Raw genomic sequence first — 20,548 nt, forward strand, 5'->3', positions numbered from 1 at the left:
TGCCGTTCGGCGGATAACACATATATTAGGCAATTGCGGTAAGACCGCCTAATATATGTGGCAGAGCTCTGGGCGTAGCGCGCCCCAAGGCCTCGGTACGCGTCGACGCCGGAGCGCAATGGCTGGCCAAGTTCGCCAGTCGGCACGATGCCTTCGGCGTGCCCGGCCACCGTGCGCATTCGATGTAAGAGCTGCTCTAACACTTTGAGCTTTCTACGTATGGGTCAGCTGCGTAGTAACACCCCGCCACAAAGAAAAAGGCCCGGCAGAGCCGGGCCTTCATCATTCGAATCCTGCCGCGAGGCGGATTACATCGGGCGGATGTTGCCCGCCTGCTTGCCCTTCGGGCCGGAGGTCTCGTCGTACTGAACCTTCTGGCCTTCGGTCAGGCTCTTGAAACCCGAGCCCTGAATCGCGGAGAAGTGCGCGAAGAGGTCCTCGCCACCGTTGTCCGGGGTGATGAAGCCGAAGCCCTTGGCGTCGTTGAACCACTTGACGGTACCAGTTGCCATGTCTGAAGTTCCCAAATCAAAGTTTACATAAGGGGCGTTTGCCCAAAGTTGCGACAATCGCGATCGGGGAATGACGGACTGAGTACCAAAGGACTTCAAGCTCGAAACGCCACGCGATGACTGATGCGCGCTGAGCAGTCTGGTGAAAAACTGCGGCGCGGTCAACTACCTCGCGCTCCGCTTTGCGCGTAAACGCGTGTCATCGTGCACATTCGCAACCTTCAACGACCCCGCATCCCGCGCAGCGCAACGGAAACGACCTCGCCGTCGCCCGGGCGCGCCAGCGATTCCTGCACGGCGCGCAGGCGTTGGCGCAGCCGCTCATACAGCCAGCCGCCCTTCTGCTGCTGCGTCAGGCGCTGGAGTTCGATGGCGGCGCGCGCGTGGCTGATGCGCTGCGTGACGAGATCCTTGTAGATGCGGTTGGCGACGCGCCGCCGGCGCACCGCGTCGCCCGCATCGACAAAGCCTTCGACCGCGAGCACGAGGCGTTCGAGCAGGCCCTGTTCGCGCGTGGCGCCGAGCTGGGCGCGCACGTCGGCCATGGCGTGCTCGAGGTTCGCGGCGATCTGCGCAATCTGCGCCTGGGCGAGCGCGGCCTGGCCGTGCGGGGCGTGGCGGGCGGCGGCGAGCGTGGCGCGCACGTGCGCCTCGCACAGCAGTCCGTAGTCCTGGAAGGCGGCGAGCGCGGCGAGCCCGCGGCGAAAGCGGGTGGCGTCGGGCGCGTGCAGGTCGGCGCAGGCGTCGTGGCACTGTCCCCAGGCCTGCCAGCGGTACACGAAGTCCAGCCCGGTGCCCTTGATGTTCTGGATGCCCATGATGCGGTTGTGCAGGCCGGGCGGGGTGTGCTGCGCGATGAGCTCGACGATGCGGTTGCCGCCGGCGTGGTAGTCGGCGACGGTGACGAGCTTGCGCTCGAACCAGCGCCACAGCAGCGCGCGGAAGTCCGCGTCGAGCGCGGCTGCGAGGGTGGGGTCGGGCGTGGCCGGCAAGCCTTCGAGGCGCTGCGCGAAGGCGCGGTATTCGTCGTGCGCGGCGAGGTCGGCGCGCGCGCAGGCGAGGATCTCGTCGGCGTGCGCGACGCCGGCGGCGGCGAGCGCCTCGGCGAGCGCGTCGGGGCGCTTCCATAGCGCCGCGAGCGTCGCCGCGTCGTCGGGCAGCTGCGGACGCAGCATCGCCGCGAGCCGCGCGTGCAGGCGTGCCGCGGTCCAGGGCTGGCGCAGCCGGCGCGCCTCGCCTTCGAGCACGGCGAGCGGGTTGGCGCCGCGTTCGGGCCACAGCGTGAGCGCGGCGGCGTGCTCGTCCCAGGCTTCGCGGATGTAGCCGTGCAGGCCCTCGAGGTTGGAGCCGATGAGGAAGTGCCGATCGGCGGCGATGTCCGCGACGAGGATGCTGGCGAACACGCGCGAGCGCGCGATGCGGTCGGCGCGGTTGTTGACGACGGTGCTGACGAGCGTGCCGGGTTCGGCATCCATGTCGATGCGGTCGAAGCCCAGCCGCGTCCAGTTGCCGAGGCAGCCGAAGCGCTCGTTCGCGGACATGCCGTTGGCGAAGGACAGCGTGCGTCCCGCGACCGGCGCGGGCGGATACACTTTGAGTACGCCGAGGTCGGGCACGACGCGGTCGGCCATCTCCTTGAGCGCGTAGTCGGCGGCGATGCCGAACTCGCCCGCCATGCGTGCGACCAGCGCGATGTTGTCGGGGTGCTCCTGGTAGGGGAAGCGCGCGAGCACGTCGGGCGCGAGCAGGCCGGATTCGAGCCAGCCGGTGGTCTCGACGCGCGTGCCGAGCATCTGCGCAGCGTGCGCGAGGATGGGGCGCATCTGCTCCTCGCTGGTGACGAGGGTCGCGCCCGGCGGGATGAAGTGCGTCATCACCTGCGGGATGTCGATGCCGGCCGGGCCCTGCAGGTCCTCGTGGTCGGGGAAGGTGTTGGTGATGGTCGCGAGGTCGTCGCGCATCCAGCGTCGCTGCAGCAGCTCGACGAAGGAGGGTGTGAGCGCCATGCATTCCCACAGGAACACGTCGGCCTTGAGATCGCTGGCGATGCGCGTGACGGCGTGCTGCTCCCAGATCGTCGCCTTGTCGTAGGGGCGGAACAGGAACATCTCGCGCAGCGGCTGGTGCGGGTGGGCGTGCAGGAACATCGCCTCGCAGCCGGTGGTCTTGCTGACGACGCCGTAGCCGAGGCTGTTGAAGAGGGCCGCCTTGAGGCGCTCGGTGCCGGACTTGCCGCGCGTGCCCCAGCCGCCGACGACCAGCGGAATGTCGCGCCGCGCGCGCCGCTGGCGGTGGTTCACGACGAGATGGCGGGCGGTGAAGGCGGCCAGCGCGGCGCCGAGGAAGAGCGCGAGTTCGGCGAGCGAGTTGCCGTAGACGGAGAAGAAGTAGTTCTGGAAGCGCTGCCACAGCTCGTCGTTGCCGGCGCCCAAGGCGAAGCCGGCGGGGAAGAAGCGCGTCACGGCGGGGTCGGCGGCGGCGTCGCGGTGCGGCGTGAAGCGCAGCTCGAAGCCCAGCTCGCGCAGCCGGCGCGCGTAGTGGTCGGGCGCCTGCTGCGAGCCTTCGTGCCAGTTGCGTGCATGCGCGAAGTCGGCGAAGCGCCACACCAGGCGGGCGCGCATCGCGAGGCGGCGCAGGAGCGAGGTGGGCGGGGCGAGTTCGGTGACGCCTTCCGGCGCGAACAGGCGCAGCGGCTGCTGCGTGCGTGGCAGGTCGAGCGCGGAGAGCAGTTCGTCGGGCAGCGGCAGCCACGGGCGCGAGCCGGCCTCGCTGGCGTGATGCAGCGGTTCGCCCGGCACCTTGGTCTGCGCGAGCTCGGCGAGGATGCGCGAGGGCGCGCGCAGGCTGCCGCGGAAGATACGGCCGGTGGTGTGGCGGAAGGCCTGGCGCTTGTCGGGCGAGGGGTGGCGCAGCTCGTGCAGCCAGCGCCACAGGCGGAACGCGAAGCGGTGGCCGCGGTAGAGGTGCCAGCCGCCGCGGCGGCGTTCGAAGTCGAGCGGGAAGCCGTCGCGCGCGAGCAGCATCGCGGCGAGGCCCAGACGCTCGCCCGGCACGGCGTCGAAATCGTCGGGCAGGCGGCGGTCGCGCCCGGGCGGGCAGGCCTGTGCTTCGGTGCCGAGGCGGGCGACGAGCTCGCGCAGTTCGACGTCGTCCACCAGCATGAAGCGCGCGAGGGTCTCGGCGGCCCAGCGGCGCACGCGCAGGTCCGCTGCGCGCTGGTGCAGGCGGCGCACGGCGTCCTTGATGCGCGCGAGCTCCATGGAGCGTCCGCCCACCCCGGCGAAGCGTGCGCCGCGCGGGCAGGTGCCGGTCGCCGCGGCGATCAGGCGCTCGCTGACGTGCAGTGCGGTGCGCAGCACGAAGGTGTCGTATTCGCGTTCCAGCCGTTCGAGCAGCCACGCGAGCAGCGGCAGGCGGTCCTCGCCGTGGTGTTCGGCGATCGCCAGCAGCGCCTGGGCGCGCACCTGCGGCACGTCGTGGCGAGCAGCGGCGGCAGGCACTGTTCGACGATCTTCGCGGTGCCGCATGCAGGGCTTGTGCGAGACCCTGGCGCACATAGGGGCTGACGTCGGCCAGCGCGGCGGGCAGCAGCGCGGCGGCGGCCGGCAGGGTCGCGATCGCATCTGCGGCGAGTTGCACGGCGCGCCGGCGCACGAACAGGTCGTCACCGCCGTGCGGGCGCGCGAGGCGCAGGCGCACGACTTCGAGGAAGGCGGCGGGGGCGAGTTCGCGCAGCAGTTCGATGGCCTCGACCTGCTGCCACACGTAGAGGCGCGCGTCCTGCGCGCAGCGGTAGATGAACTGCACGCTGCCGGGCTGCACTGCGCCCTCGTGCCGCCCCGGCGGTAGGCCCATGAGGGCGTCGGCGAGGCAGCGGAAGGCGGCGAGGCGCACGCGCGCATGGCCGTCGAAGGCGAACAGCGCGCGCGCCGTGCCTTCGACGTCGAAGCGCTGCCACAGCCACGGGCGGGTCTGGTCGTCGGCGGCGGCGAAGGTGGCGCGGGCGTGGCGGCCGAGCAGCTCGAGCGCGACGACGATGCGCCGCTCCAGCGCGGCGATGCGGGTGTCGAGGCGGTCGGCGAGCGCGTCGGCGCCGAACCAGCGGGCCAGCGCGGCGCGGTCGCCGGCGAGCTGCGCCCGGTCGGCGCCGAGCGCGCGGGCGTGGGCGAGCAGCAGGCGGCGGCGTTCGTCGTCGCCGGTGGCGAGGCCGAGGTCGCGCACGAAGCGGGCGTGGCCCTGGCGCAGCTCGTCGATGCCGCTCTGGCCTGCGGCGATCGTCTCGGCGAGGAAGTCGGCCAGCGGCAGGGCGTCGTCGCCGTCGGGCGCGAGGCTGCCCTGGCGGCGGCCGGCGGCGAGCCAGCGCAGGTGCTCGGCGGCGAAGGCGTCGAGTACGCGCCGTTCGAGCTTGCGCTGGTGCGGCGGCAGGGCGGCGATCAGGCTTTGCCAGGCGATCACGGTTCGTCTCGCATGCGGTTGTTGTGCGCCTGCGGCGCGCGGCGCTCGCGCAGGTCGCGGAAGTCGATCTCGCCGGGGCGGAAGTCGCGGTAGCCGCGGCCGTTGCCGAAGTGCCAGGTCAGTTCGAGGCCGAACAGGTTGCGGTCGCGCGCGAGGTCGCGGCGCAGCGTGAGGCCCAGTTCCAGGCGTTCGCGGCGCGGCAGCCAGTGTTCCCAGCCGACTTCGAGGTTGAGCGCGCCGCCGGTCGAATCGTCGGCGCGGTGGCTGTCCTCGAAGTACTGGCGGCCGTCCCAGTTGGCGTCGAAGCGCAGCGGGCCGAGCAGCTGGCGCCAGCCGAGGCGGCCCGAGAGATGGTCGGGCGACTTCAGCGGGTTCATGTCGGGGTTGGTCGTGACGCCCGCGCCGGCGTACAGCTCGGTGTCCAGCCACGGGCGCCAGGTGAGGGTCTTGGCCACTTCCAGCCCGCGCGGGTGGTGGTCGCGGTAGGGGCTGTAGATGTCCTGGTCGATGCGCCCGGCGGCGAAGAAGCGGTTGGCTCCGAGGCTCTGGCCGCGCCAGAACAGCGAGATGCGCGGCTGCATGGTGAGGCGCGGGGTGAAGGCGAAGAGGTGCGTCGCGCTCGCGCGCAGGCCCCACGAGGATTCGAGGTAGTCGTTGTTGGCGGGGCTCTGCGCGAAGGCGCTGCCTTCGACGTGGAAGTTCCAGTGGGTCCAGGCCGGCGCGGTGCTCGCCGCGCCGCGCAGTCCCAGCGTCGGGCCGCCGCCTTCGCGCTCGCGCACGAGCAGGTCGCTGCGGTAATGGGTGTTCCAGCTCTCGGCGAAGTAGCGGTGCGTGGCGGCGAATTCGGTGAAGCGTTCGTGCTCCTCGGCGTCTTCCGCGGCGGCGCGTCGAATGCCGAGGCGACGCGCGATGCGTTCGAGGCTGGGCGCGAACGGACCCGTCTGTGCGGCGGTCAGGCGCCCGAGCACGAAGCGGTCGAGGACGCGCTTGAGCGCGGGGCTGCGCGGATCCCCGCCGAGGGCGGCATTGACCCAGTCGAAATAGCGGTCGATGCGGACGCGTGCGCGTGGCCCGGCCGGCAGGCGGTTCGTCGCGGAGGAGGTGCTGTCCTCGAAGCCGTACAGACGCTCGCGCCGCGCGAGGCTCAGGCTCCTGGTGCCGTCTTCCTGGCCGCCCAGCGGGAAGTGGTCGTCGAACGCGATGCCCGTACCGGTCGGACGGTCGGCGATCGTCACCGCAGGCGGCGCCACCGGTTGCGGTGCGGCGTTGTAGGTGCGCGGTTCGCTGCGCGGGCGGCCGGGGTCGAGGCTGCGCAGGTGCAGGCGGTACAGCGATTCGGTGCGGCCCGCGGCGGGCGGCAGGATGATCTCCTGCCAGCCCGCCTCGATGCGTTGGTAGCGGCTCTCGCTGCGGCCATCCACCCATTCGTCGATGCGCAGCCAGGCGGGGCCGTCGATCGCGACGCGCAGCGGCTCGGCGCGCGTCGCGACGTGGTAGAAGCGCTCGGTGCGGTCGGCGAAGGCGGGCCGGCCCGGTTCGGTGAGGCGCACGCGCAGGAACTGGTCGGCGAGCGGTTGCGCGATCCACACGCGCAGCGTGTGGGCGCCGGCCGGCAGCGCAATCCGGCGCGCGGTCGTGCGGCCGGGTTCGAGCACGAAGGGCACGGGCGCGGCCTCGTCGATCTGCAGCAGCGCGGTCATCGCCTGCGGCGGCAGCGCGCCGGCATCTTCGGCCTTGAGCGTGACCTCGATGCGGGTCGGCGTCGTGTCCTGGGTCGACACGACGAGGCGGTTGGCGCCCGAGAGCAGGCGCTCGTCGGTGCTGGCCGGCGCGAGCAGGGCGCGGCGCACGCGCAGCGCGGGCGATTCGGGGTCCCAGCCGGCGACTTCGCGCGAGCGCAGCCCGGCGCTCGCCTGGACGCTGTCGAGCGGCGTCCACACCGCGTCGCGCGCGATGCGGGCGACCAGCGCGGACAGCCCCGGCACGGTCGGGTGCGCGTGCAGGATGTCCTCGGCGAGCGCGAGGGCGGCGTGTTGCCGCTCGGGCTGGTGTTCGGCGAGCCACGCGAGGCTCGCGACGCGTTCGCGCAGTGCGGCGTCGGAGCGTTCGGCGGGCCAGGCGAGGAGCGTCTGCCAGTCGCCGGCGGCACGCAGGGCGGCCTCGTTGGCGCTGTCGGTCGGCCCGGTCGCGGCGGGCAGGGGCGGCGGGGTAGTGTCGGCGAGGGTGGCCGGGTTCGCGTCGATCAGGTTGCGCGCGAGGCGCAGGCGGCGCGGTGGCTCGCCAGGATGCACGTCGAGCAGCAGCGAACAGTCGATGCAGGGGGCCGGCCAGCGCAGCGGGTCCTGCAGGTCCACCCCGGCGCCCGCGGCGCGTGCAACGGCGGTGTCGGGCGTCAGGCGTGGCAGCAGGGGCAGCGGCAGGGCGGCCTCGTCGATCGCGACGCGCACGAGCAGCGGGCGGTCGCCGCCGTCGGCGGCGAAGTCGTGCCAGCCCGGCCCGACTTCGATCTCCTGCACCACCGCACGTCCGGCGGCGGTCTGCGGGCGGCCGACGAGCTGCAGCGCGGGTGCGGCGGCATTCGACGTGATCGGCGCGAGCCATTCGCGCCCGGCCCCGCGCACCCGCAGCCAGCCGTCGATGCGGTCTGCGCTGTCGGCCCGATGCAGCGGGCGGGCCTCGATGCGCAGCTTCGCCGGACCGGCGACGCGCAGGCGCAGCGGCCGTTCGGGCTCGGCGCGGAAGGCGGTGAAGCCGACGTCGCGGTCGATCGAATGGAGCGCCTGCGCGCCGGCGAAATCGGTCGCGAGGTGGGCGGCGTCCTGCCAGCGGTGCGGGCCGGGATGGCTCGCTTGCCAGTCCGCCCAGTCGGGCAGCGCCCGTTCGGCGGCGGTCGCATCCGCGCGCAGCGCCGCGTGGATGTCACGCGCTCGGGCGAGGTGCGCCGCGAAGGCCGCGCCCTCGCTGCCGGCGCGGGCGAACTGCGCTTCCGCGTCGGTGAGACGGCCTTCGCCCAGCGCGCGCTGGGCGCGCCAGAAGGCCTGACGCGCCGGATCGGACAGGTCGCCGACGAGTTCGTCGAACACCGCCCACCACTGTTGGGCGTGCGCAGCGTGCAGCATCGTTTCGAGCGGGCGTTCGCGGCGCGGCAGCAGCAGGCCGGCCATCAGCGCGAGATCGGGTTCGCCGTTGTCGAGGAGGTTGGATACGAGCGCGGCGACGAGTTCCGTGGCCTCGCGTTCGCCACCCTCATGTACGTTCCCGCGCAGCAGCGCGGCGGCGCGGGTCGCCTGTTCGGCGTCGAGGTCGCCCCCCTCGCGGTACAGCGCGATCAGCATGTCGCGCGCGCCGCGCCGTGCCGCGGGGTCGGCGTCGTGCAGCATGCGCTGGCGCAGCAGGCGTTCGGCGATGTAGTCCTCGCCCAGCCGGCGCAGCGCCGTGATGCGTCCCGCGAAGGCCTGCTCGCGCTCGGTCGCGACGGGGCTCGCGAGCGCGGCGGACCACGCTTCGAGGGCGCCCAGCCATTGCCCGCGGGCGGCGAGGCTTTCGGCTTCGCGCAGGGTTTGCGTCGCGGGGGCGGCGCGGCGGCGGTCAGCGGCGATGTCGATGGGCGCGATGCCGGCGGCGAACTGGGCCGCCTGCGCGCGCAGCCGGCGTGCGAGCGGCTGCCAATGGCTGTCCGCTTCGGCATCGGATGGGCTGGGCAAGTCGGCTGGGGGACCGAGTGCCGCGAGGAAGGAGGCGATCGCGCCCGTTTCGTCCTCCGGTCCGCCGCGCAGCGTGCGCACCGCTTCCAGCCAGGCGCGTTCAGTGAGCTGGAAGGGCTTCGACGCGCGGTAGGCGAGGGCGACCCACAGCGGTTGTCCGTGCGCGCCGCCGCGCCACACGCGCACTTGCCGCACGCCGCTTGGTAGTGGCAGCTCGGCGAGGCGTGCGGCAACCAGCGGGCCGGGCAGGTGGCGACGGCTGAAGGCGCCGGAGAGCGTTCCGGTGCCGTAGCCTGGAGCGTCGTCGCGGTGCTCGCCGTGTTCGTCGCGGAAGCGCTCCTGTTGCAGGCGCAGCGCGGCCTCGCCGCCCGATGGGACGAAGGCCGCGCCCGGCAGTTCGGGGTAGGGTGCGAGCGTCAACGGCACCGGCGGCGCGTCGTCGTACTGCACGAAGACCGTCGCGTCGCTTGCCACGTCGTCGGCATGCACGGCAATGCGCAGGCTGGACGGTGCGAAGCGTTCGGGCAGATCGTAGGCGTGGGCGTCGGTCTCTCCGCCGCCCAAGGGCAGGAAGCGGCCCGACGCGAGGCTGCCGGGGAGCTCGTCGGCATGTTGGCCGGCGAGCACCGTGCCGCGGCCGTCCTCCCCGTCGGCGAGCAGGCGCGGGGCGAGGAACCAGGCATGGCGCAGCGGGCCGGGCTGGCGCTTGTCGCGCGGCAGCAGGTCGCGGTAGAAGGTGTGCAGCGCGTATTCGCCGGCTTCGCTGCGCAGCGTCGGGTCGTCGCGGCGCAGCGCGGCGACTTCGCGCATCGCCGCTGCGCCGACCGAACCGCCCTCGCGGTGACGGTTGTCGCGGACGAGCTGCAGCGCCGCGGCCTGCACGGCGGCGGGGGAGACGCGTTCGCGCGCGGCGACGATCGCCGCTCCATCCTTGCCCGCGTCGCCCCAGGCGGAAAGCCGCAGCGCCAGCGGTGCTTCGTTTGCGATCTCCGCGCGCGCCTCGGCCGCGGTGGTGTCGGGGGCGTTGAGTGCCGGCACGAGGTAGTCGGGGTCGGCCTGCGACAGCAGGCGCGCGATCACCGGCGCGCTGCTCGCCAGCGTCAGCCGGTGCCGTCCCGCCGGGACTTCGAAATAGCCTTCCTTCTCGCGGCTGACGACGCTCGCGCGCCCGTCGATCTCCACCGCCCACGTGCTTTCGGCACCGGTGGCGAATTCCAGCGTGGCGAGCGGCTGCTTGTCGAGCGTCGCGGCCACGCGCCAGTGCTGCGCGCTCGCGGCCTCGCTCGCGGGGTAACGCAGCCGCAGGCGCAGCGCGAAGCGCGCAGGGCCTTCGACCTCGACCGAGGCGGGCGTTTGCGCTTCGATTGCCCAGTAGTGCAGCGGGCGGCTGTCCTTCTGCTGATGCACGTCCAGCGCTTTGCCCGGCAGGTCGTGCAGCCTGCGGTAGGGCGCGATGCGGCCGAGCGGTTCGCGGCGCGACACGAAGAGCGCCAGTTCGACCGCCTCGCCGTGCCCCGCGGCGAGCGACACGCGCGCGAGCTGCGGGCCGGCCTGCGGCGCGGCATCGGGGGCGTCCACCAGCCAGTCGAGCCCATCGGTGCTGTGGCGCGGGCCGCGGCCGGCATACAGGCCGGTGCCGTTCGAGAACGCGACCGTCAGCGCCTCCACTGCGGTCAGCGCCAGCTTCGCCGCGTCGTCGAGCGCGCGCACGCGCAGGCTCTCGCCCGCCGGGACGCGCACCGTCACGGACTCGCCCGGTGCGAGGCGCACTGCGTGCAGGCCTTCCGTGCCGCGCCATGCCGGCTGCACGCCGCGCGTCCAGTAGGGCCGCCCCGCCTCGACGTTGTCCCAGCGCAGCGGCAGCTCGAACTGCGTCAGCAGGCGCAGCTGCACCTCGTCGACCTGCGCGGCGCTGCCGCCGGCGAGCAGCGCGAGGCTCGCGGCGATGGCGCAGGCGAGCGGTTTGCGGCGTGGTCGGAGTGCGGAGGGGCGGATCATGGCTGGAGGCAGGTGAGGAGGTTCGCGCGCGCGCCGGCGTCGTCGCGCAGGGTGGTTCTCAGGCTGCGGCTGAGTTCGATATGCACGAATCCGCCGTAGCCGAGGCCGCGCAATGTGCGGCCCTGCACGTTGGTCGTCCCGCCGAGTTCGCCCACGTCGTCCGGGAACAGGGCGACGTCGCGCCCCAGTCGGGACGCGAGACAGTCGCGCTGGCGCCGCAGGGCGTCATCCGGCACGGCGGTACCGTCGGCGAGGATCAGCGCGGCCTCGGCCCCGGCCTCGCTGCGGCGCTTGCCGGGGTCGAAGCCGTGGATCTGCAGGCTGCGCCCCTGCGGCCAGGCGCGTGCGGTGGCGCGCACGAAGGCGTTGAACCAGGTGCCCGGCAGGTGGGCGACGTCCGCATCGACCTGTGCGCCGTCGCGTTCGTAGCGGCGCGGCACGGTGTTCCACGCGGCGGCGGCGAAGTTGCCCTCGACGAACAGCGCCAATCCGATGTCGCGCGTCATCTCGTCCTTGAAGCCGTGCGGCACGTGCAGCACGTCCGGGCGCGCGCCGTCGCGGAAGACGTAGAAGCCGCGCCCGCGCCGTGCGTCCTCGCGTTCGCGCACGATCACGAGCGGGCCGTCGCGTTCGATGACGAGACCCAGCGCGCGCATCTCGGCGCGCAGCGCATCGGGCGGCGAGCCGGCTGCGAGGCGGTCGAAGAGGCGCTCGGCGCGTGCGAGGTCGTCGCCGCTCGGCGCAACGTAGTGCCCGCCGCGCAGCGCCTCCGTCAGGCGCGGCTCGATTGCGGCCGCCAGCGCCGCGCTGGCGGTGGTCGCGACGGACTGTGCCGCGGCCGGCAGCGTGCACGCCACCACGCAGGCGGCGGCGAGGCTCGTGCACCGGGACTTACTCGACCGCCACATGGCGCACCTCCGCTTCCTCGAAGATCCGTCGCCGCGTCTCGACCCCCGGCCTGATGCGCGACAGCGCGAGATAGCCGGGCGGCCCCTCCTCGAGGCGGAACACCACGCGGTAACGTCCGGGCGGCGCGCCGGCGGGGATCAGGATCTGGACCGGTTGGCCGGCGTCGCTGCGCTCGCCCCGGGTGTCGAACACCGGTGCGGCCCAACTCGGATCCGGGCGCACGTCGAAGCGCCGCTCGTCGAACAGCCAGCCCGGCAGCGGCGTCAGCGCGGCGGGCGCAGGCCCTTCGATGCGCGCGGCGAGCCGGCTGCGCCCCTGCCAGCCGGCGGGCTGGAACAGGCGCGCGCTGAGGACTTCCTCGTCGCGGGTGCTGCGTTCGACGTCGAAGGCGAGCTCGCCGTCGAGGCGCGCCGCGAGACGCAGCGAATAGGCGTCGGCGCGCGGGGTGGCGTGGTTGATGAAGAGCCGCGGCCGTCCGGCGCTGCTCCGCCTGCCGTCCGCAGTGACATCCACCTTCAGCGTGTGCGCGCCGGCGGGCAGCGGCGGCAGGCGCGCCTCGCCATAGCGGCTGCGGCCGGAGAAGCTGTGATGCGCGAGGCCGTCGACGGTCACGGTTGCGGTGAAGGGCGTATCGTCCGGGGCGACCCACCGCAGCGTCGGCGCAACCTGGCGCAGCCCCATCCACGCGGGGAAATCGAGTTTCTGCGCGCGACCCGCGGCCAGCGGCGAGTAGGTCGAAGGCAGCGCCTCCTCGCGCATCACGCTGCCGGTTTCGCGCGGCGTCAGCAGCTCGCGCGCGAGCCAGCGTCCGCCGGGGCGGAAATCGTCGTAGATGAAGCGACCGGTGAGCAACTCGGGACGCTCCTTCGGCGGCCGCGGCTGCAGGGCGACGAGCTGGCTGCGGTTACCGGCGATCAGGCGTTCGTAGTCCTGCGGCAGGATCGGGAACCACGCCGGCACGCGCAGGCCCTTGGCGCCGAAATCGTAACGGTCTTCGGGGGCGCGGATCTGACGCGCGAGTTGCGCGGGCCGGGTCGACACGCCGACCAGCACGGGCGAACGCGAGGCGCTTCCCGGCGCCGCGCCGAGACGCAGGCCGGTCGCCTGCGGCGGCACCGAGAAGAAGATCTCGGTCGGCTCCGACACCACGGTGCCCGGCAGCGCGCCGAGCGGTTCGTCGTAGCGCGAGGCGTCGGCGCTCAGCGGCACGTCGCCTTCGCGCAGCACCGCGCCGTCGGCGGCGGTGAAGGCATAGCGCAGCACCGGCGCCGCGGCCGGGTTCGCGGCGGTCTGCAGGAAGCGCGCCTCGACGCGGACCGGTGTCGCGGCGCCATCGGCATGGGCGATCGCGAAGCTCACCGGCTGTGCCGCGTCGGCGACGAACAGGCGCTGGAACAGCCGGTCGGGCGTGATCTCGGTGCGCGTGCCGGCGATGTCCATGAAGGCGCGCAGCGCGAGCGGGCGGGTCGCTTCCAGCTCGACCAGCCCGCCGCCGAGGCGGCGTTCGCCGCGCAGCGGCCCGGAGCCGGCCGCTTGGGCGAGCGGGATCGCGACGTCCTCGCGCAGCACGCTGTCGCCGGCATACCAGCGGCCCGCGAGCCGCGCTGCGGGGGCGGCGGCCTCCGTGGGCGGGGCGTCGGCGGCCAGCGGCATCGCCTCGAAGTGCACCGTGCCGCCGCCCTCGGGCAGCGGCAGCACCGCGGGGCGCCCCGGCGCGGCGACGAGCCCGGCCGGTGCGACCGGATCGTCCACCGGCTCGCCCTCGATGTCGCGCAGCACGTACAGGTCGCGCCCGCGGAAATCCACGCCGCGCGCACCCTGCGGTCCCGCCGGCTGCCACGGGTTGTGCAACAGGTTATGGCGTTCCGCGTCGGTCAGCAGTTCGTGCGCATACACGCTGCCCTTTGCCAACGAAGCCTTCTGCCGTTCCGACAGGCGCTGCCACAGGTAGTCGAGCTGGCGATCGCTCGCGGGCTCGGGGAAGTAGGCGCGTACCGCGACGTCGGCGATGTCGGCGTCGCCTTCGGCGAGGCGGATGCGCAGCCGCGCGGCCTGCGGCAGGCCGCCGAGGTTCAGCATCACGACCACGCCGGTGACCGGGCTCAGCGTCTCGTTCAGATAGAAGGCCGGCGTGACGACGTGCCCGTCGGGCAGGCGCAGCTCGGCGAGGTCGGTGCGGTGGTGGTGGCGCCGGCGCAGCAGCACGGCACCCTCGCCGTCGGTGATCTCGATGTCAAGCGCGTAGCGCCAGCGCCGCCGCGGGTCGGCGGTGCGCGCGTCGCGGGCCTTGGCGAGGTCGAACAGGTTGGCGTTGCTGACGATGCGCACGCGGTTCGCGCCCGCCGGCACCGGGAAGCTGAGCCAGCGTTCGCGTTCCGCGAGATAGGTCGCGGCGAGGGTCGCCTGCGGCACCATCTCCAGCTTCCAGCCATCGCGGTCGCGCCCGAGCAGGGCCGAGGTGTCGACGGCCGCGAAGCGCGGCATCAGCCACCACGCGGCGAGCGCCAGCAGCGCGACGGCGAGAAGGCGTGCCAGCCACTTCATCGCGCATCCTCCATGAGCAGCCAGCCCGCTCGCCCTTCGACGAAGGCGTCGAGGCTTGCGCGCAGCGCCTCGCGCTTCAGCGCGACATCGCGTTCGGGTTCGCGTGCGGTGAGGTTGGCGAGCGCCAGCAGTCCGCCGTCGCGGTCGAGCACCGCGAGGAAGCCCTGGCGCGAGCCGACATCCACGACGCGCTCGAAGCGCAGCTGCGGATGCGCCGTGAGCGCGCCGTGCAGCACGACGATGTCCTGGCTCGCGGAATAGCGTGCGAGCATCGCGCGCAGCGCGGACGGCAGCGTCCGGGCCGAACGCTCATGGCGCGCGACATAGGCCGCGATGTCCTCCTCGACGCTCGCCAGCCCCAGCGCCATCGCCTGTGCCTGCTGCGCGGTCGCGCCGGTCTGCTGGCGGAAGCCCGCACGCGCCAGCGGCGAGGCCCAGAAGGTCACGAATTCCTTGCCCTGCGTCGCGTTCAGGTAGAACACCTGCGGCATCGCCCCCACCTCGTAGCCCGCGCTCGCCAGTTCGCCGCCGGCGAAGGCGACGCTCAGGCCGTAGCGCCCGAAAACGTCCACCAGCCGGCGGCCGCGTTCGCCGAGCTGCGACACGTCGAGCGCGCCGTTGCCGGCCGCGAGCAGCACGTCGGCGCCGGGCAGCGGCGCGTCCGTGCGTTCGCTCATCGCGCGGCTCTGCACCGTCAGCAGCGGGGCGTCGCCGGCCTGGCGCAGGATGGACTGGCCGACCACGTTGAACAGGTTCTCCTTGTTCGCGAGGCGCACGATGTCGGCGCTGCCATCGCGGTTCGCCGCCGGGCTGGCGCCGCCGACCAGCAGCGCGCGGGCGCGCAGCGATTCGAACAGCGCCACCGCCATCTCGAAGGAATTGTGCTCGAACAGCGGCCGCGGCGCGCCGACGACGAAGGGCTCCGCCGGCCCGAGGCGGAACACGTAAGTGCCCCAGTAGCGGCGGGCGGCCGCCGCGTCGGCCGGGCGGTCGGCTTCGGCGAGGATCAGGTAGTCCGTGCCGCTGCCGCTGCCGCGGTGGCGGTAGCGCAGCAGCTCGTAGCCCAGCGCCGTCGCCGCGCCCTGGATCATGCGCAGCTCCTCGAGCCCGTCCGCCGCCCAGGCCCCGTCGCGGTAATGTTCGGCCGCGGCCGCTTGCAGCGGCGTGACGACCTCGTCGTCGAAGAACAGCAGGTCCTCGACGCCCGGCTTCACGTACAGGTCGGTGCCCGAGGCCGCGATGCGGGTCGGATCCGACAGCAGCCAGTCCTGCAGGTAGCCCTCGATGCTGCGTTCCGACACCGTCTCGGCCACGCCGCGTTCGCCGGCGAGGGCGCGGCCGAGCAGGCGGCGCACGTCGTCGCGGTGCAGCTGCAGCTCGGCGAAGCGCGCGTACAGCGTGTCGCGTTGCAGGTTGGGCAGCGGCAGTTCGCCCCAGCGCAGCGCGACGCTGCCGGCAAGCTCGCGCAGGCGCGCCAGGTCCAGGCCGTCGGGCAGCGTGCCCTTGACCCACAGCAACGAGGCCGGCTCGCCTTCCGGCGGACGCTGCAGCTCGCTGCGCCAGCCGTGCGCGATGCGCGCCGACTCGGCCGTGTAGCCGCGCACCTGCAGCACCTCGCGCGCGCCGAAGACCTGGTGGAACATCTGGAACGCCGTGTTGGGCGCGCGCAGCACGTCGGCGCTGCCATCCTTGTTCGCCGTGCGCGTCGAGCCGGCGATCGCCAGCGACTGCGCGCGCATCGAGCGGAACAGCCACGCGCCGGACTCCGCGCTGCCGCGCTCGTCGAGCGGCGCCGGCACTTCCACCGCGAGCTCGGTGTCGGCGTCGAGGTCGATCACGTACAGGCCCCAGAAGCGCCCCGGGTCGCTGTCGCGCAGCAGCAGGTAGCGTCCCTCGATGCGTTCGATGCGGAAATCGATGCCTTCCAGCACCTTCATCGCCGCGGCGAGCCGGGCCGGTTCGCGCTCGCGCCGGTAGTCCGCCAGCAGCATGAGCCCCTCGCGCAGGCGGTCGAGCTCGAAGGCGTTGGGCGTCGGCACCGACACCTGCAGCCGCGTGCGATAAGCGGCGATGCGCGCTTCACGCACGACTTCGACGAGCTTCCCGGCGTGTGCCTGCACGGCCGGCGGCGGCGTGCCGTCGGCGCTCGCGATGCCCGTCGGGTCGGGCAGGAAGGACAGCGCGAAGCCCGCCAGCGTCGCGCCGAACACGGCCACCAGCGAGGTCTGCAGCGTCGCGCGGGTCATGCGCGCGTAAATCCCCTTGTCGTGCATCTTGAGCGCGATGAGGGTCGGCAGCAGATAGCCGAAGCCGTACAGGTCGGTGATCTTCTGCTCCGGCACCAGCCACAGCACGAGCCAGGCGAGCACGAACTTGTAGGCGAAGCTGATGTTGAAGAACAGCATCAGTTTGCGCCCTCCCTCCACCGTCACGCCGCGGAACGCCGGCAGCTTCAGCACCGCGTGCGCCAGCAGCAGGATCACGGTCGCCTCGACGAAGGACGCGAGGATCTTGCCCGGCTGGTACCACTGCAGCGCCAGCAGCGACGGCACCAGGATGCCGGCAAAGTCCCAGCCGTACAGCAAGTTCATGCGCGAGGCGAGGAAGGCCGTCGCGATCAGGATGATGTAGGCCTTGGGGCTGGCGAGGATCGACGCGGCGATGTCCTCGTACATGTAGGACAGCGAGCTGATGTTGAAATTGGTCGCCGTCATCAGCCCGTAGCGCACGATCAGCAGCGTCACCCCGGTCGTCACGACCAGCGGCAGCAGGCCGCGCAGCAGCCCGGTCTTCCAGAAGTTGTTGGCGATCAGGGCGACGATGATGAGGCCGAAACTGTGCAGGTTGTTGCGGTAGTCGAGCTGCACCTGGAAGCTCTGGTTCACCCACTCGCCCAGCGCCGGCAGCGCGAAGCCGTCCGCCGCGATGCGCACCAGCACGCTGCACAGCACCAGCGCGAAGAAGCGGTCGCGGCCGAAGAAGTTGCTCCAGCCGGTGCGGCGCGACAGGAACTCGGAGTAAAACCACACCAGCGCGTAGGTGAGGATGCCTTCGCCCACGACCACCGCGGCGGCGGCGGGCTTCGTCAGCAGCAGCGGCACGAGGTAACCCGGCACCACCAGGCCGGACAGCACCCAGCCTAGGCGCAGGTTGAAGAACACCACCACCGCAACGCCGATCCACACGGTCGTCACGACCGAGCCGGCGAGCCCCCCTTCCGGGAAGATCGGCAGCGGGAACCACTCAGGCATCGCCACCCGCCAGGTCCACCGCCCGCTGCAGGAAGTCGTCCATGTCGAGCGGCTTGTGCAGGATCGCGCTCACGCCCAGGGCCTCGAGGCGCTCGCGCTGGCGGGCATCGCGGATCGCCGAGAGCACGATCACCGGCGTGTCGAGCGCAGCCTCCTCGCGCATCCAGCGCACCAGCTGCTCGCCGTCGAGCACCGGCATCATGAGGTCGGTGACGACCAGCCGGTAGCGGGTGCTGCCGAGCTTCTCGATCGCCTCGCCACCGTGGCCCGCGACATCGACGGCCAGCCCGCGGCTCGTCAGCAGGCGTTCGACGACGCGCGCGAGCAGCTCCTCGTCCTCGACCACCAGCGCGCGGGGAAGGGAAGTCGTGCTCATTGGAAACTCCTCAGTGTCAGGGCGATCCGGAAGCCTTCGCCCAGTCCGGTGGACACCCGTGCCTGGCCACCCCAGTGGCCGATGCGCTGCAGTGCGCGGCGCAGGCGGGCGAAGGGGTCGTCGCCGGCGCTCGCCGCGGCCGCGAGGCTCGCGTCCAGGCGCGCCTGCGGCATGCCGAAGCCGCTGTTCGTCAGCACCAACTCGACATGGTCGGCGCGATCGATCAGGCTCACGCCGATGCGCGAGCCCTCGACCGCGTCCTCGAGCAGGAAGTCCAGCAGCGTCGCCAGCGTTGCCGGAAGCTCGCGCGGGTTCGCGTACGCGAGCACGGGCGTCGTCGGCATGTGCACATCGAAGCCGATGCGGCGCTCGTCCGCGCTGGGGCGCAGCGCGTCGACCGCGTGCGTGGTCGGCTCGCGCGGATCCACCGGATAGCTGCCGCCGAAGTCGACCTGCAGCTCGTGCGTGAGCAGGTCCTGCACCCGCGCCAGCGTCGCCGTGGCCTTGCGGCACTGCGCGTCGATCAGTGGGTTCATCTCGTCCAGCGCCGCGGGCTCGATCTGCAGCAGCTTCGTCGCGCCCAGCACCGCCGCGAGATGGTTGTTCAGCTGGTGGCACAGGTAGCCCATGAGTTCGCCCTTCACGCCATACAGGCGGTGGATCTCGGCGACGTCGATCATCTCCAGCAACAGGCCGTGGCTGCGGAACGGCGTCGTGTCGCCCGTCGCTTCGGGATCCTGCTCCAGCGAGCGCAGGCTCAGGATGTAGTGGCCCGGCGCGTCGCCCGGCAGCTGCGCCGGCAGCACCGTCGGCGCGCTGGCCGACAGCAGCGCCTGCACCGTCTGGCGCACGCGGCCGGCGTCCTGGCCCGACAGCGTCGCGATCAGGTCCGCGGCCGTCATGCCGTAGGGCGCGAGGCCGGCGCCGGCGAGCAGCGTGCTCATGCGCTCGTTCGCCAGCACCACGCGGCCGAACAGGTCGAACACGATCGCCGCCGTCGACAGGCCCGCGAACAGGTGCTCGAAGCTCGACACGCGCCGCTCCAGCGCGACGATCGCCTGCGACAGGCGGCGGTGCTGCGTGATCGCATCGTCGCTCAGGTAACGGCGCCACGCCGCTCCCTCGTTCGCCTGCCGCGCCTGCCACAGCTGGCGCTGATACAGCAGCTCGCCGATCTGCCCGGCGATGTTGTCCACCATCGCGCGGAAGTGCGCGATGTCGCCGACGCGCTCTTCCTCGACGCCGAAGGCCCAGAAGCCCAGCACCTCGGCGCCGAAGATCAGCGGCGCGAGGAACTGCCGCTCGCGGCCCGGCTGCACCGTCAGGTAGGGCCGCCGCACGACGTCGATCTCGACCACCCCGCGCTGCTCGATCGCCAGCGTGTAGGGCACGCGCTGGTAGTCGCGACGCAGCTCGTCGATGTCGCCCATCGAGCAGCGCAGCGCATGGATCTCGCGCACGCGGTGGTCGTCCGGTACGCGCTCGAGGAAGATCGTGCGGTTCGACTGCAGGATCTGGTCGACCAGATTCGTCACGTAGATCCAGTGCTCGTCGCTCTCGGCGAAGCCCGGCGGCAGGTAGCGGTTCTGCAGCTTGGTCGACGTCTCGCCGATCAGCTTGCGCAGGCGGCGGTCCTCGGTGCGCGCCTTGGCGCGGTACACCAACGGGAAGGCCAGCGCGGTCATCAGCGACAGCTCCAGCACCGGCGGCCACAGGTCGAAGAGACGCATCGTCAGCCACGCGAACGGTACGCTGCCGGCGATCAGCGCGAGGCTCACCCAGAAGGCCGAAAACAGGCGCAGCGGCTGGAAGGCCACCACCAGCGCGACGCCACTGAGGATCAGCGCCAGCACGCTCGCCACCGGCCCGAACTCGCGCACCGCCTTGTCCTGCAGCAGGCTGTCGAGCGCGAGGCCGTGCACCTCCAGCTGCGTCAGGCGCTTGCCGCGCGGCATGCCCGGCGCGTCGTAGTGTGCCAGCCACGGCTGCGCCGCGTGCCCGACCATCACCGTGCGGTCCTGCACCAACTCCGGCACGGGCGCCTCGCGCTCCAGCCGATCGGCGCCGATGCGCGGCAGCGTCGTGCCGCGGTGGTAGTTGATGCCGAACATGGCCGGCACCGGCGTGCGTCCCGCCGCCGTCGCCGCGGCCTTCTCGATGCCCGGCAGCAGCCGCGGCCCGATGCGGAAGTCGCCGGACTGGCCGCGCTGCGATCCGCCCTCGCCGAGCGGCAGCGCGACGAGCGCCGTGCGCACGCGCTGCGCGAGGTCGTCGGGGAGCGCCTCGGGGGCACGCAGCTGCGGCGGATTGCCGGACTCGAGTGGCGCGCGGCCGACCAGCACGCGCTCGTCGCCCCATGCGGCCAGCGCGCGCAGCTCCGTTGCGGTCAGCGGCGCGACGAACACGAGCTGTCGCGCACCGGCGGCGAACAGGCGCTCGCCGAGTTGCGGCCAGTCGTGCGTCTCGCCGGGCCGCGTCTCGACCAGCAGCACCTCGTAGCGCGCGCTCGAAGGCTCGCCCATCGCCCCGACGATGAAGTCGTAATAGACGTGGTCGAGGGCGCGCAGTCCCCCGAGCATCGAAATCAGCCACACCGCAACCACCGCGGTGGCGCCTGCGACGAAGCCCGGAAGCTCGCGCAGGCGTTGCCACAGGATTGCAGGTCGCATCCTCCGGCTTCCCCTTTTCAGACGAAAAGTGCTGCGGCCTCCTTCACGGGGGCGCTTGCACGCGTGTCGCCCACTGAAGGGAGCGACGTGAATTGGACTTGTTCGTGTCGCCCGTCACGGCAGACATACG

Annotated in this window: 10 protein-coding genes; 2 read left to right on the forward strand and 8 right to left on the reverse strand. The window is 72.6% G+C overall.

Annotated elements, in window-relative coordinates; translation table 11 throughout:
- Positions 1–308 precede the first annotated feature (308 nt).
- Positions 309–512, reverse strand: a complete 204-nt coding sequence (locus AzCIB_RS00935; RefSeq protein WP_050414169.1) for a cold-shock protein — start codon at positions 510–512, stop codon at positions 309–311.
- Between the two features lie 221 nt (positions 513–733).
- The gene (locus AzCIB_RS00940) at positions 734–4,012 is read right to left on the reverse strand and encodes a hypothetical protein (protein ID WP_157058396.1); all 3,279 of its coding nucleotides are present in this window, start codon (positions 4,010–4,012) and stop codon (positions 734–736) included.
- Between the two features lie 25 nt (positions 4,013–4,037).
- On the opposite strand from AzCIB_RS00940, the gene AzCIB_RS00945 reads away from it, so the two are divergent.
- Both AzCIB_RS00945 and AzCIB_RS00950 read left to right on the forward strand, forming a co-directional pair.
- Positions 4,038–4,361: a hypothetical protein gene (locus tag AzCIB_RS00945; RefSeq protein WP_050414171.1), complete on the forward strand. Its 324-nt coding sequence runs from the start codon at positions 4,038–4,040 to the stop codon at positions 4,359–4,361.
- Positions 4,362–4,412: 51 nt separating this feature from the next.
- Positions 4,413–5,060, forward strand: coding sequence for a hypothetical protein (locus AzCIB_RS00950; protein WP_050414172.1), 648 nt, complete (start codon positions 4,413–4,415; stop codon positions 5,058–5,060).
- Here AzCIB_RS00950 and AzCIB_RS00955 read toward each other — a convergent pair.
- From AzCIB_RS00955 to AzCIB_RS00980, 6 genes are read right to left on the reverse strand one after another with little or no spacing between them, the layout of a single operon-like run.
- A complete protein-coding gene (locus tag AzCIB_RS00955) occupies positions 4,964–10,669 on the reverse strand; it encodes a hypothetical protein (RefSeq protein WP_050414173.1) in 5,706 nt (1,901 codons plus the stop codon). The two genes, AzCIB_RS00950 and AzCIB_RS00955, sit on opposite strands and share 97 nt — an antisense overlap.
- The gene (locus AzCIB_RS00960) at positions 10,666–11,577 is read right to left on the reverse strand and encodes a hypothetical protein (protein WP_157058397.1); all 912 of its coding nucleotides are present in this window, start codon (positions 11,575–11,577) and stop codon (positions 10,666–10,668) included. Before AzCIB_RS00960 ends, AzCIB_RS00955 begins: the two co-directional genes overlap by 4 nt.
- Entirely contained in the window at positions 11,561–14,122 is a 2,562-nt protein-coding gene (locus AzCIB_RS00965; RefSeq protein ID WP_050414175.1) for a hypothetical protein, read from the reverse strand. The genes AzCIB_RS00960 and AzCIB_RS00965 overlap by 17 nt, the downstream gene beginning before the upstream one ends.
- Complete coding sequence (locus AzCIB_RS00970; protein ID WP_050414176.1) at positions 14,119–17,373, reverse strand: poly-gamma-glutamate biosynthesis protein PgsC/CapC; 3,255 nt, start codon at positions 17,371–17,373, stop codon at positions 14,119–14,121. The genes AzCIB_RS00965 and AzCIB_RS00970 overlap by 4 nt, the downstream gene beginning before the upstream one ends.
- Positions 17,366–17,749 carry a response regulator gene (locus AzCIB_RS00975; protein WP_050414177.1) on the reverse strand — a complete coding sequence of 128 codons (384 nt, stop codon included), beginning with the start codon at positions 17,747–17,749 and terminating at the stop codon, positions 17,366–17,368. The genes AzCIB_RS00970 and AzCIB_RS00975 overlap by 8 nt, the downstream gene beginning before the upstream one ends.
- Complete coding sequence (locus AzCIB_RS00980; protein ID WP_050414178.1) at positions 17,746–20,418, reverse strand: hypothetical protein; 2,673 nt, start codon at positions 20,416–20,418, stop codon at positions 17,746–17,748. Before AzCIB_RS00980 ends, AzCIB_RS00975 begins: the two co-directional genes overlap by 4 nt.
- Between the last annotated feature and the right edge of the window lie 130 nt (positions 20,419–20,548).

It is taken from the genome of Azoarcus sp. CIB, assembly GCF_001190925.1.
Classification (GTDB): domain Bacteria; phylum Pseudomonadota; class Gammaproteobacteria; order Burkholderiales; family Rhodocyclaceae; genus Aromatoleum.